General features: G+C 69.9%; 14 protein-coding genes and 1 tRNA gene. 4 read left to right on the top strand and 11 right to left on the bottom strand.

Going from position 1 to position 12782, the window contains the following annotated elements; genetic code table 11:
* Positions 1-29 precede the first annotated feature (29 nt).
* Together VIL67_RS03300 and VIL67_RS03295 are read left to right on the top strand one after the other, a co-directional pair.
* Complete coding sequence (locus VIL67_RS03300) at positions 30-983, top strand: ABC transporter ATP-binding protein (RefSeq protein ID WP_414696187.1); 954 nt, start codon at positions 30-32, stop codon at positions 981-983.
* On the top strand, positions 980-1741 hold the full coding sequence (locus tag VIL67_RS03295; protein WP_332047413.1) for an ABC transporter permease: 762 nt from the start codon (positions 980-982) through the stop codon (positions 1739-1741). The genes VIL67_RS03300 and VIL67_RS03295 overlap by 4 nt, the downstream gene beginning before the upstream one ends.
* Positions 1742-1787: 46 nt before the next feature.
* Here VIL67_RS03295 and VIL67_RS03290 read toward each other — a convergent pair whose 3' ends face one another.
* Genes VIL67_RS03290 through VIL67_RS03270 form a run of 5 tightly spaced genes read right to left on the bottom strand, consistent with a single transcriptional unit; the run spans position 1788 to position 5239 of the window.
* Positions 1788-2066: an HPr family phosphocarrier protein gene (locus VIL67_RS03290; protein ID WP_332047412.1), complete on the bottom strand. Its 279-nt coding sequence runs from the start codon at positions 2064-2066 to the stop codon at positions 1788-1790.
* Positions 2063-2467 carry a PTS sugar transporter subunit IIA gene (locus VIL67_RS03285; protein ID WP_332047411.1) on the bottom strand — a complete coding sequence of 135 codons (405 nt, stop codon included), beginning with the start codon at positions 2465-2467 and terminating at the stop codon, positions 2063-2065. The genes VIL67_RS03290 and VIL67_RS03285 overlap by 4 nt, the downstream gene beginning before the upstream one ends.
* 51 nt (positions 2468-2518) lie before the next feature.
* Positions 2519-2893 carry an HPr kinase/phosphorylase gene (locus VIL67_RS03280; protein WP_332047410.1) on the bottom strand — a complete coding sequence of 125 codons (375 nt, stop codon included), beginning with the start codon at positions 2891-2893 and terminating at the stop codon, positions 2519-2521.
* A 59-nt stretch (positions 2894-2952) separates the two neighbouring features.
* Complete coding sequence (locus VIL67_RS03275) at positions 2953-4551, bottom strand: ATP-binding protein (protein WP_332047409.1); 1599 nt, start codon at positions 4549-4551, stop codon at positions 2953-2955.
* On the bottom strand, positions 4520-5239 hold the full coding sequence (locus VIL67_RS03270) for a response regulator transcription factor (RefSeq protein WP_332047408.1): 720 nt from the start codon (positions 5237-5239) through the stop codon (positions 4520-4522). Before VIL67_RS03270 ends, VIL67_RS03275 begins: the two co-directional genes overlap by 32 nt.
* Positions 5240-5382: 143 nt before the next feature.
* Between VIL67_RS03270 and VIL67_RS03265 the strand changes: the two genes are divergently transcribed.
* Positions 5383-7101 carry a hypothetical protein gene (locus tag VIL67_RS03265; protein WP_332047407.1) on the top strand — a complete coding sequence of 573 codons (1719 nt, stop codon included), beginning with the start codon at positions 5383-5385 and terminating at the stop codon, positions 7099-7101.
* On the opposite strand, the gene pseC is transcribed toward VIL67_RS03265, so the two are convergent.
* Both pseC and pseB read right to left on the bottom strand, forming a co-directional pair.
* The gene (gene pseC / locus VIL67_RS03260) at positions 7098-8246 is read right to left on the bottom strand and encodes a UDP-4-amino-4,6-dideoxy-N-acetyl-beta-L-altrosamine transaminase (protein ID WP_332047406.1); all 1149 of its coding nucleotides are present in this window, start codon (positions 8244-8246) and stop codon (positions 7098-7100) included. The genes VIL67_RS03265 and pseC overlap by 4 nt on opposite strands.
* Positions 8246-9298: a UDP-N-acetylglucosamine 4,6-dehydratase (inverting) gene (gene pseB / locus VIL67_RS03255; RefSeq protein ID WP_332047405.1), complete on the bottom strand. Its 1053-nt coding sequence runs from the start codon at positions 9296-9298 to the stop codon at positions 8246-8248. Before pseB ends, pseC begins: the two co-directional genes overlap by 1 nt.
* 93 nt (positions 9299-9391) lie before the next feature.
* Here pseB and VIL67_RS03250 point away from each other — a divergent pair, with 93 nt between their 5' ends.
* A complete protein-coding gene (locus VIL67_RS03250; protein WP_332047404.1) occupies positions 9392-9802 on the top strand; it encodes a Tat pathway signal protein in 411 nt (136 codons plus the stop codon).
* A 27-nt stretch (positions 9803-9829) separates the two neighbouring features.
* Here the strand turns inward: VIL67_RS03250 and VIL67_RS03245 are convergent, their stop codons facing one another.
* The 4 genes from VIL67_RS03245 to hemC all read right to left on the bottom strand — a co-directional run bounded on the left by VIL67_RS03245 (position 9830) and on the right by hemC (position 12750).
* Positions 9830-10621 carry an SDR family oxidoreductase gene (locus VIL67_RS03245; RefSeq protein ID WP_332047403.1) on the bottom strand — a complete coding sequence of 264 codons (792 nt, stop codon included), beginning with the start codon at positions 10619-10621 and terminating at the stop codon, positions 9830-9832.
* Between the two features lie 124 nt (positions 10622-10745).
* Positions 10746-10821: transfer RNA gene (locus tag VIL67_RS03240), tRNA-Thr, on the bottom strand.
* Between the two features lie 147 nt (positions 10822-10968).
* Positions 10969-11673, bottom strand: a complete 705-nt coding sequence (locus VIL67_RS03235; RefSeq protein ID WP_332047402.1) for a uroporphyrinogen-III synthase — start codon at positions 11671-11673, stop codon at positions 10969-10971.
* Positions 11674-11772: 99 nt separating this feature from the next.
* Positions 11773-12750, bottom strand: coding sequence for a hydroxymethylbilane synthase (gene hemC, locus VIL67_RS03230; protein ID WP_332047401.1), 978 nt, complete (start codon positions 12748-12750; stop codon positions 11773-11775).
* Positions 12751-12782 lie beyond the last annotated feature (32 nt).

Genomic DNA, 12782 nt, shown 5'->3' with positions numbered 1-12782 from the left:
GTCTAGCTGAACCGTCCTTGGGGTCCTATCTGAGGGCGCGAAGAGGGGGACGCGTGGATCCGATTATCCAAATCGAGGGTCTGTCGAAGACCTATGCCGGGGGCTTCCAGGCGCTGAAGGGCGTCGACCTGACGATCAACCGCGGCGAGATCTTCGCCCTGCTGGGCCCGAACGGCGCGGGCAAGACGACGCTGATCGGGATCACGTGCGGCATCGTCAATCCCACCGGCGGGCGGGTGCTGGCGGGCGGCGCCGACGTCGTCCGGGACTATCGTGCGGCGCGGTCCAAGATCGGTCTGGTGCCCCAGGAGATCTCCACCGACGCCTTCGAGACGGTCTGGGCCACGGTGAACTTCTCCCGCGGCTTGTTCGGCAAGCGGCCGGACCCCGTCTACCTGGAGAAGGTGCTGAAGGACCTCAGCCTCTGGGAAAAAAAAGACGCCAAGATCATGGCGCTGTCGGGCGGCATGAAGCGCCGCGTGATGATCGCCAAGGCGCTCAGCCACGAGCCGGAGATCCTGTTCCTGGATGAGCCCACGGCCGGCGTGGACGTGGAGCTTCGGCAGGACATGTGGGAGATGGTCCGCGGCCTGCGCGAGCGCGGCGTGACCATCATCCTGACCACGCATTACATCGAGGAAGCCGAGGAGATGGCCGACCGGATCGGCGTGATCTCCAACGGTGAGCTGATCCTGGTCGAGGAGAAGCACGCCCTGATGCGCAAGCTGGGCAAGAAGCAGCTGATGCTCCACCTGCAGGAGCCGCTGGCCGCTCTGCCGGACGGACTCGGCGCCTATTCCCTGGCGCTGGCGAACGAGGGGCAGGAGCTGATCTACACCTTCGACACCCAGGCCGCTCACACCGGCATCGCCGAGCTGCTGCGCGAACTCTCCAAGCGCGGGATCGACTTCAAGGACCTGCAGACCAGCCAGAGCTCGCTGGAAGAGATCTTCGTCAGCCTGGTCCGGGGAGCCCGCGCATGAACCTGCACGCCGTCCAGGCCATCTACCGGTTCGAGATGAGCCGCTGGTTCCGCACCATCGTGCAGAGCGTGGCCGCCCCGGTGATCACCACCTCGCTCTATTTCATCGTCTTCGGCGCCGCGATCGGCCGGCGCATGCCCGAGATCGACGGCGTCAGCTACGGGGCCTTCATCATCCCCGGCCTGATCATGCTGTCGATCCTGACGGAGAGCATCTCCAACGGCTCGTTCGGCATCTACATGCCCAAGTTCGCCGGCACCATCTACGAGGTGCTCTCGGCGCCGATCTCGGTGGCCGAGATCGTGCTGGGCTACGTGGGCGCGGCGGCCACCAAGTCGGTGGTGCTGGGCCTGATCATCATGGCCACGGCCAGGATCTTCGTCCCCTACGAGATCGAGCACCCGCTGGTCATGCTGGCCTTCCTGGTGCTGACCAGCGTCACCTTCAGCCTGTTCGGGTTCCTGACCGGCATCTGGGCGGACGGCTGGGAGAAGCTGTCGATCATCCCGATGATGGTGGTGACGCCGCTGACCTTCCTGGGCGGCAGCTTCTATTCCATCGACATGCTGCCGGGGATCTGGCGCACGATCGCCCTGTTCAATCCCGTGGTGTACCTGGTGAGCGGCTTCCGCTGGGCGTTCTACGGCGTGTCCGACGTCGGTGTCGGGGTGAGCCTGGCGGCGACCGCCGGCTTCCTGGCGGCGTGCCTGGTCGCGGTGACCTGGATCTTCCGCACGGGGTGGCGGCTGAAGACGTAGGGGTTTGCCTCCTCTCCCCGCACAGTGGGGAGAGGAGGCTGTCGCCTTACTCGTCTTCCTCGAAGCGGCACTCGACGAGGGCGCAGAGGGCGGCCAGCGCCTGGGGCGCCTCGTCGCCCTCGGCTTCGATGTGGATCTCGGAGCCGGGACCGGCCGCGAGCATCATCAGGCCCATGATCGAGCGAGCGTCCACGGTCTGGCCGTCCTTGCTGACCCGGACCTCGGCGTCGAAGGCCGAGGCCGTCTTCACGAACTTGGCCGAGGCGCGCGCGTGGAGTCCGCGCTTGTTGCAGATCTCGACCGTGCGGGCGGCGGTGTCGGTCACTTTTCCCCGGCGAGCACGTAGGACGCGACGGAGATGTACTTGCGGCCCGCTTCCTGGGCGCAGGCGACCGCGTCCTCCAGGCTCTGGCGGGTCCGCACGCTGGCCAGCTTGATCAGCATGGGCAGGTTCAGCCCGGCGATCACCTCGGCCTTGGTCTGTTCCATCACCGAGATGGCCAGGTTGGACGGGGTGCCGCCGAACATGTCGGTGAGCAGGATGACCCCGCCGCCCGAGTCCACCCGGCCGCAGGCCGCCAGGATGTCCTGCCGCCGGCGCTCCATGTCGTCCTCGGGCCCGATGCAGATGGCTTCGACCGCGGTCTGCGGCCCCACCACATGCTCCATGGCGAAGATGAACTCCTCCGCCAGACGGCCGTGCGTGACGATCACGAGCCCGATCATGAAATGTCTCTCAAGGGGTATCCCCACCCGGACGCGGTCCCGCGAGCGCTGCTAAATACGCCTCTTGGAGCCGGCGTCAAAGGCGGCGAGCGCGTGACCGAGTTTCGCAGGCGCCGAGGCTTCGCTCAGCGCGAGAACGACCAGCGGGACCTGCAACCCGAGGATGTCGGCGAAGGCGGGCTCTGGCGCGCGGTCGGCTTCCCCGGTGCGGACCACCAGCGCCACCTCGGCCAGCGGCAAGGCGGTCATGCGCAGCACGCCCACGCCGCGAATCTCGATCAGGCCGGCGAGGGTGTCGGGCGCGCGGCCGAACAGCCGCCCGGCGGAGGTCCAGAGGATCACGCGGTCGTCGGCCACCAGCCGGAAGCCGTGGTCCAGCGCCCGGCGCATGAGGTCGCTCTTTCCGGAGCCGGAGGCGCCCTCCACCAGGACCCCTCGCCAGGCGCCCTCCGATCCTCGCGCCGCGACCAGGCCAGCGTGGACAATCACCCCGGGACCACCGGCAGGGTCAGGATGAACAGGGCGCCCAGGACCTTGTCGTCCTTGCCGAGGCGGTTTTCGGCGTGGAGCGTCCCGCCGTGCGCCTCGGCGATCTGGCGGGCGATGGAAAGGCCGAGGCCCGAGTTGCCGCCGAACGCCGCGCCCTTCGGGCGGGAGGTGTAGAACCGCTGGAAGATGGTCTCGAGGTTCTCGGGCGGGATGCCGGGGCCATTGTCGGCGACGGTGGCGATCACCTGGTCGCGACCGCGGATGAGCGAGACCACCACCTCGTCGCCCGGGGGCGAGAACGAACGGGCGTTGTCGATGAGGTTGCGGAAAATCTGGCCGAGGGGGCCTTCGCGGCCCGATACGGTCACCGGCTCGAGGCCGCCCGCGGCCTGGAAGCGGACCCGGACGTCCTCCGGCTTCAGGGTGGCGTCGTAGAGGTTCACGATATCGAAGATCAGCCGCTCGAGGTCGATCACCCGCGGGTTGTCGCGCGACAGCTCGGCGTCGAGGCGCGAGGCGTTGGAGATGTCGGTGACCAGCCGGTCGAGCCGCTGGATGTCATTCTTCAGCACCTTGAACAGGCGCTCGCGCGGCGCCTCGTCCTTGACCAGGTCCAGGGTCTCGATGGCCGAGCGCATGGAGGTCAGCGGGTTGCGGATCTCGTGAGCCACGTCGGCGGCGAAGCTCTCGATGGCGTCCATGCGCTCGGAGAGGGCCTGGGTCATGCCCTCGAGGCTGCGGGTCAGGTCGCCAAGCTCGTCGTCGCGGTCGGCGAGGTCAGGCAGGGAGATCGCCCGGGCGCGGGCCTGCTTGACGCTGTCCGCCGCGCGCGCCAGCCGCCGCACTGGCTGGGCGATCAGCCGGTTGAGCAGCAGGGACGACAGCAGGGTCACGCCCACGGCGATCAGGATGAAGGGGATCAGGGAGGCGCGCTCGCGGGCGATGATCTCGTCCACGTCACGGGCTTCCAGGGTGAGGACCCCCAGCACCGCCTGGACGTGCTGGATGGGGATCGACACCGAGACGACGCGGTCGCCGCCGCCGGTGCGGCGCAGGCCCGAGACGTGCTCGCCGCGCAGGGCGCGGCCGAGCTCGGCGCGGAGCGCCCGACTGGCGGACTCCGGCGTCGGCTTGTCGGCTTGAGGCATCTCCAGGTGGAAGCGCTCGGCCTCCTCGCGCGGCTTGGCCGGCGGCAGCGGCTGGCTTTCCACCCGGTCGACGACCCAGTCGCTATCGGCCACGACATTGCCGCGGGCGTCGAACAGCCGGGCCCGCTGGCCCTTGGGGTTGGCGAGCAGCTGCAGCACGATGTCGTTGGCATAGGCCGCGTCCATGGCCGGAACCGGCTCGCCCACCGTGGCGGCCTGTTCGATGATCGAGGCCATCAGCTCGCCCTGGGTGGTCAGGCTGTCGATCCGCGCCTCAACCAAGCCACGGCGCAGCTCGTTCATGACGAGGGCCCCGCCGATCAGGATGGCGAGGCTCAGCACGTTGAGCGCGATGATCAGTCGGCCGAGCCGGGTGCCCGGCAGCCGCGAGAGGCCGGAGCGGCGCGCCGGCCGCTCAGCTCTCGCGGTATCGATAGCCGACGCCATAGAGGGTTTCGATCGCGTCGAACTCGCGGTCCACGTCGCGGAACTTCTTGCGCATGCGCTTGATGTGGCTGTCGATCGTCCGGTCGTCCACATAGACCTGATCGTCGTAGGCGGCGTCCATCAGGTTGTCGCGGCTCTTCACGAACCCAGGGCGCTGGGCCAGGGACTGGAGCAGCAGAAACTCGGTGACGGTGAGCTTCACCGGCTTGCCGTCCCAGAGGCAGTCGTGGCGGGCCGGGTCCAGGGTGAGCTTGCCGCGCTTGATCGCCCGGGCGCCGGCCTCGGCCGCCGCCTGCGCGGGAGGCACGCCGTTCTCCTCGGCGTCCACGCCGGCGCGGCGCAATAGCGCCTTCACCCGCTCGATGAGCAGGCGCTGGCTGAACGGCTTGTGCATGTAGTCGTCGGCGCCGAGGTTGAAGCCGAGGATCTCGTCGATCTCCTCGTCCTTGGACGTGAGGATGATCACCGGCAGGTCGGAGGTGCGGCGCAGGCGGCGCAGCACTTCCATCCCATCCATGCGCGGCATCTTCACGTCCAGGATGGCGAGATCGGGCGGATCGTTCTCTAGCGCCGCCAGCCCGGCGGCGCCGTCGAAGTAGGCCTTAACCGTGTGGCCGTGGCTCTCCAGCGCCAGGCTGACCGACGTCACGATGTTCTCGTCGTCGTCCACCAGGGTGATCTTGGCCATGTGGGGTCGATGTCTCCGTCGAAGAAGGTGAAGCTAGTCGCCGCGGTCCATGGCCTCAATGGGGCGGCGAGGAATACGGGCGCCGAAACGCGGCTTTAAGGTTGTTGCGGCACCTTGGCGACCGTCCCGGGGGTTGAGTACAGATGGTCGGAGCGCGCGTACATTTCGAGGTCTTCGTCAGAAGAAAGCCGGGCGACGGGTGGACCCTGGAGCTCGCGACCGAGAACCGCGCCCACGCCGTCTCCACCGCCGAGGCCACCTTCCAGGATGGCGGCGTTCACGCCGTAAAGGTCAGCAAGGAGACGCAGGACCCCGCCAGCGGCGAATTCCAGTCGGTGCAGATCCTCAACCTGGGCATGCCGGAGCCGCTGTCGAAGCGGCGCGCGCCTAAGGAAAACCTCGAGCCGCTCTGCGTGACGCCGCAGGACCTCTACAGCCTGCACGCCCGCGACCGCATCGGGCGGCTGCTGGAGGGTTGGCTCGCCCGCAAGTCCGCGACGCCCTTTGAGCTGCTGCACCGGCCCGACCTGGTGGAGCAGCTGGAGGCCTCAGGCAACGAGCTGCAGCACGCCATCCAGAAGATCGCCGTCCCTGAGGCCCAGGCCCGGGGCGGCAACGTGCACGAGATGATGCGAACCTTCCACGGCCTGATCGACCGGACCGTGGAACGGCTGATGCGCGACTGGCGGCAGGGGCGGCTGCCCGACCTCGCGAAGGAGACATTCGCCGCCGCCTCCGAGCGGCTGGCGGGCGACCCTGATGGCGGCTACCTGCTGGGCTGCGGCGTGGCCATGAGCCTGGTCCGCTGCAAGGACTGGAACGAGAAGCTGTCCCGGCTGATGGACTTCGCCGCCGCGGCGCCGCCGGCGCAGGGCCCCGCGCGAAAGCTCGCCATCACCGTGCTGCAGCAGCCGATCGCCGAGATCCTGGAGTCCCGCGCCGGCCTGGACGCCATTGTCGGCAAGACCGAACACCTGGGCGGCTCTCTGACGGCGCTCACCCGACTGGCCGCCGCGGACAGCGTCGACATGCTGGTCAAGGTCGAGAAGTCGGTCGCCAAGGTGATGCCCGAGCTCTCCACCGAGGCCAAGCGGCTTGGCCGCTGGCTGGGCGGCGAGGACTTCATCGAGGTGCGCACCGCGCTGGGCAAGCGGATCCTGACGGAGCTGAACGGCCAACGGCGACTCGCGCCGCTGGACGCCTCGCTCGAGATCGACATCCTGCGGGCGCTGGCCATGTCGCTGACCGCGGCGGCCGGCAAGCTGCTGCCGCTCGACGACGTACAGCCGGCCTTCTCGCACCGGTCGAAAATGCTCGTGACCGGCGACTTCGTGGACGCCTACCTCGGCCCGGGCAAGACGGCCCGCGAGGAGGCCGAGATGCTCGTCTGGCTGACCGAGAACGTGATCGGCCCGCAGAACAAGCGCCACGCCGCACGCTGGCTGAAGGGCGTGATCGGCGCCCAGCGGTTCGAGAAGGACGTCATGGGCGGGGTCGAGACCCCGCCGGTGCGCCTGGCGAGCCTGGCGGCCCTGCAGCGCGCGGTGGGCCGCTGCGGGCTCGCGCCCGAGGACACCCAGCCCCTGCAGGCCCGCATAGGCGAGGTGGGCGGCAAGGTGGAGGCCGAGGCCCGGCTGATCGCCGCCCTCGTCAGGGCCGGCGCTCCGCCGTTGCAAAAGCTGACCTTCCTGCTGAAGCTCGCCTGCGGAGAGACAGCGCCGCTCGGACCGGCCGCCGATCGCGCCCGCGGCGAGGCCATGCGCCTGGTGCGGGAGGACTCCGTTCGCCAGGAGCTGGCGAGGGCGCCCGACCAGATGGCGGCGGTGCGCGAGCTGGTGGAAAAGGCCGCGGTCGCCGCCTAGAGGCCCAGCGCCTCGGACAGCGCCCGGACGACGGCGGTCACGTCCTCGTCCGCCATGCCCGGATAGAGCGGCAGCGAGAGGCAGCGGGCGTACCAGGCCTCGGCGCCGGGCAGGTCGAGCGCGCCGTACCGCTCACGGTAGTAGGGCTGCCGGTGGACGGGGATGTAGTGCACCTGGCTGCCGACCCCCCGCGACTTCAGCGCCTCGACCACCTGCAGACGGGTGCGGCCGGCGGCCGGGAAGTCGATCAGCACCGTCATCAGGTGGAGCACCGGGTCGCTCCACGCCGGGCTGCGCGCCGGAACGACCAGCGGCGCGAGCGGGGCCAGCCCGTCCAGGTAGGCCGCGGTCAGCCTCCGGCGGCGGGCGGCGAAGCGGTCGAGCTTGGCCAGCTGCGACAGCCCGAGCGCGCAGAGGATGTCCGGCAGGCGGTAGTTGAAGCCCGGCTCCGGCATCTCGTACCACCAGGGTTCGCAGCCCTCGGGCCGCACCATGCCGTGGCTGCGCAGGGTGCGCAGGCGCTCGGCGAGCCTGGGGTCGTTGGTGGTGACCATGCCGCCCTCGCCGGTGGCGATGGTCTTGACCGGGTGGAAGGAGAAGGTGGCCATAGCCCCGTGGCGGCCGTCGCCGATGGTTTCCGTCACGCCGTCGAAGCTGGCGCGGGTGCCGAGCGCGTGGGGCGCATCCTCGACCAGCAGGGCGCCGGCGTCCCGGGCCACGGCGGCGAGGGCGGGCAGCTCGCAGGCGTCGCCGCGCAGGTGGACCGGCAGCACCGCCTTCACCGGTCCGTCGGCCCGCGCCAGGGCCTCGCGCAAGGTGTCCGCGGTCATCAGGCCCGTGTCGGGGTCGACATCGGCGAACGCGACGTCGGCGCCCACGTACCGGGCGCAGTTGGCGGTGGCCAGGAAGGTGATGGAGGGAGCGACCACCCGGTCGCCGGGACCTGCCTCCAGCGCCAGCATCGCCAGGTGCAGGGCCGCGGTGCCATTGGCGCAGGCGACCGCGTGGCGCGCGCCGACCACTCGGGCGAACGCCTGCTCGAAGGCCTCGACGGTGGGACCAGTGGTGAGGAAGTCGGCCTTCAGCGCCTGCGCCACCGCGGCGATGTCGTCGTCCTCGATGGTCTGGCGGCCGTACGGCAGCATCAGTCGGTGGCCCGGCGGCGCCGCTGCGGGGCCGCGGCGTGGCCAAGCATCGCCAGGAAACCGTCGGTGCTCAGCCAGTCGTCATTGGTGTCCGAGGCGTAGGAGAACCCCTCGTCCAGCCGGCCGCCGGCCAGCGGCTCGCGGGTGTAGTCGGCGAAGGCGGGCTCGATGGCGTAGCGATCTCCAAGGTCGACGGTGTAGCGCGCGTCGTCGGCCGAGATCATCATCTCGTGCAGCTTCTCGCCCGGCCGGATGCCGATCACCTTGGTAGCCAGGCCGGGCGCCATGGCGGCGGCCATGTCGACGACCTTCATCGACGGGATCTTGGGCACGAAGATCTCGCCGCCGCGCATGGTGGCCAGGGAGGACAGGACGAAGTCCACCCCCTCGTCGAGGGTGATCAAGAACCGGGTCATCCGGGGATCGGTGATCGGCAGCTCGGTGGCACCCTTGGCGACCAGCCGCTGGAACAGCGGGGCCACGGAGCCGCGGGAGCCCACCACATTGCCGTAGCGCACCACCGCGAAGCGGGTGCCGATGTCGCCGGAGAGGTTGTTGGCCGCGACAAAGGTCTTGTCCGAGGCCAGCTTGGTGGCCCCGTAGAGGTTGATCGGGTTGCAGGCCTTGTCGGTGGACAGCGCCACCACCTGCTTCACGCGGTTGGTCAGGCAGGCCCAGACCACGTTCTCGGCGCCGGTGACGTTGGTGTGGATGCACTCCGAGGGATTGTACTCGGCGGCCGGCACCTGCTTCAGCGCGGCGGCGTGGATCACCACGTCGACCCCGCGAAGGGCCAGCGTCAGCCGCTCGCGGTCGCGCACGTCGCCCAGGAAGAAGCGCATGCAGGCCAGCTGCTCGGCGCTGAACTTGTCCGCGAGATCGATCTGCATCTCGCTCTGCTTCAGCTCGTCCCGGGAATAGACGATCAGCTTCCGTGGACGGCTGCGGGCGAGCACCGTCTCCACGAACCGACGGCCGAACGAGCCGGTGGCTCCGGTGACCAGGATGACCTTGCCGTCGAGGTCCAGGGTGGTCGGCGCAAATCGGCCCAAGGGGCGCTCCGGATGGCAGGCGAATCTCTCGCGCGCCAGCTTCCGGCCCGGGGCGTAAAGAGAGCGCTAACCATAATCGGGCAGCAATGCCGCATGCGACGCCGCACGCTCCTCATCCTCCTCGCCACCGCCGCGCCCGGCGCGGCGCTGGCCTCCGGCAAGAAGAAGGAGGAGGGCGACCCCAAGAAGCGCTCCGGCGGCGCGAGCTATCTCGTCGTCCAGACGCTGACCGGCACGACGAACAAGGGCGGCGGTCGGCGGGGCGTGTTCACGGTGGAATGCGGCCTCGACGTCCAGGACGGCGCCCTGCGCACACGGGCGGAGCAGAGCATGCCCCGCCTTCGCGCCGCCTATTCGCAGGTGGTGCAGAGCTACGCCGCCGGCCTGCCGCCGGCCACCGCCCCCAACGCGGACTTCCTGGCCCAGAACCTCCAGCGCCAGACCGACCTGGTGCTCGGCAAGCCGGGCGCTAAGCTGTTGCTCGGCGCCATCCTGGTGAACTGAGCCGGAAGCTCTCCCGCGGGGGAGCGGTCACATGGCGCTGATCCCGCCGTCCAGCTTGAGCTCGGCCCCGGTCATGAAGCGGCTCTCGTCCGAGGCGAGATAGAGCACCGCATTGGCGATGTCGTCGGTGTGGCCGATCCGGCCCAGTGGCACCTGGCGGGCGAGCTTGGCCTCGGCCTCCTCCTTGCCGAACCGCTGGCGCAGCGGGTCGAGGATCGGGGTGTCGATGAAGGTGGGATGGATCGAGTTCGAGCGGACGTCGAGGCCCTGCTTGGCGCAGTGCAGGGCGATGCCCTTCGAGAGCAGCCAGACCGCGGCCTTGGAGGCGTTGTAGACCGGGGTGTTGTGGGCGGCGATCAGGCCCGCGATCGAGCTGACGTTGACGATCGACCCGGGCTGGTTCTGGCGCAGGTACTTCAGGGCGTGTTTGGTCCCGAGGAACACCGAGTCGACGTTGACGCTCATCACCAGCTTCCAGTCCTCGAAGCTGAGCTCCTCGATGTGGCCGCCGCGGCTGATGCCGGCGTTGTTCACGAGCACCGAGATCCCGCCCATCGCCGCGTCGGCCTCTTCCAGGGCGTAGATCCACTGATCCTCGCGAGTGACATCGAGCGGGAAGGAAAAGGCCGTTCCCTCGCCCTGCGCAGCGTTGATCTCCCCGGCGACGGCGGCCGCGCCCTGGGCGTTGATGTCGGCGACGGTGACCTTCGCCCCTTCCTCGGCCAGGCGCCGGGCCATGGCCGCGCCAAGCCCCTGAGCCCCGCCGCTGATGAAGGCCTTCTTGCCTGCGACCCGTCCGGCCATCTGAGCTCTCCCCATGTTGTGTGGCGCCGTGCGGGCCTATGTGACGACCCGCCTCGACCTTATGCCGGATGCGAGCCTGCCTTCCCGGGGCCAGTCAAGGACCGGCCCGTCGCCGCAGTGTTTCCTGTGGGGAGAAGAGTGGTGCCGCCTAGGTGACTCGAACACCTGACCTACGCATTACGAATGCGCCGCTCTACCGGCTGAGCTAAGGCGGCCCACGGTGCGGGCAGGGGGCCTGACCGCCGGGAGGCGCCTATTTAGCGGGTCTCGTCGCGCTCGCCAAGCGCCGCCGCGTCACGTTGCGCCGCTCAGTTTTCTGGGCGCGGAATTGGGTTGGGTCATCCTCCGCCGAAAGGCCGCGGTTAGGGGGCCCGCTCGATCAGGTTGAGCAGGGCCGCCTCGAGCGGGAACGGCGGAAAGACCTTGGCGGCGAGGGGCGTGCGGCTCAGGGGCTTGATCACCGCCTTCGACAGCCCGAGCGCCCTGAGCTTCGGCGCGGGATGGGCCTTCAGGACCTTGGCGAAGACCTGGGCTGCGCGGGGCGAGTGCAGAAGGACGGCGTCGGCGCGGGTCAGGGTCTGCGCCTGGGCGGCGGTCAGCTCCACGGGTCCTGTCTCGTAGAGCACCAGGCGGCGGGCTTCGACTCCATGCTTTTCCAGGGCGCCTGCGAGGTCGCCGGCCGGTTCGGCCGCGCCTGGATGCAGCACCGCGGCCTTCAGCTCGCCCCGCCGAGCCGCGATGCCCTCCGCCAGGGCTTCGACATCGCCGTCGGCCGACAGCACCGAGCGGAAGCCGGCGGCGCGGGCGGCCGAGGCCGTCGCGGCGCCCACCGCGAACACCTTCAGGCTCCTGTCGCCAGACTTGTCGGCGAAGGCGCGGACCCCGTTGGCGCTGGTGAAGGCGAGGGCGGCGACGCCGGTCAGGTCAATCTCCACGTCGTCCAGCGTCTTGACCGCGAGGAGGGGCGCGACCAGCGCCTCGTGCCCGAGGGCGCGCACGCGCTCGGCGGTGGCGTCCGCGCCAGGCTGGGCGCGGGTGATCCAGATACGTTGGCGGCGGCCGGGCATCCGGCGGTCCTACAGGAACGATCTTAAGCTTTGACGACCAGGCAAAGGGTGAGCCTGCGAAGCGTTCGGATCAACACCGCAGGCGCGGCGATCCCGCCGCTAGAGGATGATCCGATCACCGCCCTCGGCCTTCACCGCCAGGCCAAGAGACCAGCCCAGGTCGCGAGCGGACGCGCGCGGGTCGGCCAGCTGGGAGATCTCGGTCTCGCCGGCGTGGCGGAAGCGTTCGGCGCCGTCGGCGCTCAGCGCCTCGACGATGAGCTTGAGGGCGCCGCCTTCGAACCAGGCGTGCGCGCCCACCGCGGTCTTGCACGACGCCTCCAGCGCGGCGAGCGCCCCGCGCTCGGCCGTGACCGCGATTTCGGTCGGGGCGTGGCGGAGCGCCTGCACCCAGGGCAGATCGCGGTCGCGCTCCCGCGTCTCGATGGCCAGCGCGCCTTGCCCGGGCGCGGGCGGGCACTCGATCGGGTCGATCAGGCTCTTGGGCAGGTGGCCGAGGCCGAGACGGCGGAGCCCGGCGTAGGCCAGCAGGATGGCGTCAGCTTCGCCCGCCTCCAGCTTGGCGAGGCGGGTGTCCACATTGCCGCGCAACATGGAGACCTTCAGATCCGGCCGCCGGTGCAGCATCTGGGCCTGGCGACGCAGGCTGGCGGTGCCGAGGTGGGCCCCTTGGGTCAGGTCCTCCAGCCGTTCCGGGCCGCGCGAGAGGAAGGCGTCCCTGGGATCCTCGCGCTCCGGGACGGCGGAGATGCACAGGCCCGGCGGCAGCTCGGCCGGCATGTCCTTCATGGAGTGGATCGCGCAGTCGATGCGTCCTTCGAGCATCGCCTCCTCGATCTCCTTGGTGAAGAGACCCTTGCCGCCGATCTCCAGCAGGCGGCGGTCCTGCACCCGGTCGCCGGTGGTGGTGATGACGATCAGCGGCGCCACCCGCTCCACCTCCGCCGGGTTCTCGGGGTCGGCGCCCAGGGCGGCGGCGATCCGGCGCTGCATCATGCCCGCCTGAGCCAGCGAGAGCTTCGAGCCGCGGGCGCCGATCCGCACTTGGGTTGAGGGGGCGGGCGGTTGCGTGGGCACGGTGGGCGGTCTACCTGCTAGGCCGAGACAAG

Source organism: Phenylobacterium sp. (assembly GCF_036563385.1).
GTDB lineage: Bacteria > Pseudomonadota > Alphaproteobacteria > Caulobacterales > Caulobacteraceae > Phenylobacterium.
Note: the sequence above shows the minus strand (reverse complement) of the source record. Positions and strands in the feature narration are given on the sequence as shown.

Coding starts and splice junctions, on each gene's coding strand:
- pseC (WP_332047406.1), bottom strand. CDS start 8,246: ATGCTGCCGTACGGCCGCCAGACCATCGAGGACGACGACATCGCCGCG.
- VIL67_RS03265 (WP_332047407.1), top strand. CDS start 5,383: ATGGTCGGAGCGCGCGTACATTTCGAGGTCTTCGTCAGAAGAAAGCCG.
- VIL67_RS03275 (WP_332047409.1), bottom strand. CDS start 4,551: ATGGCGTCGGCTATCGATACCGCGAGAGCTGAGCGGCCGGCGCGCCGC.
- VIL67_RS03285 (WP_332047411.1), bottom strand. CDS start 2,467: ATGATCGGGCTCGTGATCGTCACGCACGGCCGTCTGGCGGAGGAGTTC.
- VIL67_RS03270 (WP_332047408.1), bottom strand. CDS start 5,239: ATGGCCAAGATCACCCTGGTGGACGACGACGAGAACATCGTGACGTCG.
- VIL67_RS03245 (WP_332047403.1), bottom strand. CDS start 10,621: ATGGGGAGAGCTCAGATGGCCGGACGGGTCGCAGGCAAGAAGGCCTTC.
- VIL67_RS03250 (WP_332047404.1), top strand. CDS start 9,392: ATGCGACGCCGCACGCTCCTCATCCTCCTCGCCACCGCCGCGCCCGGC.
- VIL67_RS03295 (WP_332047413.1), top strand. CDS start 980: ATGAACCTGCACGCCGTCCAGGCCATCTACCGGTTCGAGATGAGCCGC.
- VIL67_RS03235 (WP_332047402.1), bottom strand. CDS start 11,673: ATGCCCGGCCGCCGCCAACGTATCTGGATCACCCGCGCCCAGCCTGGC.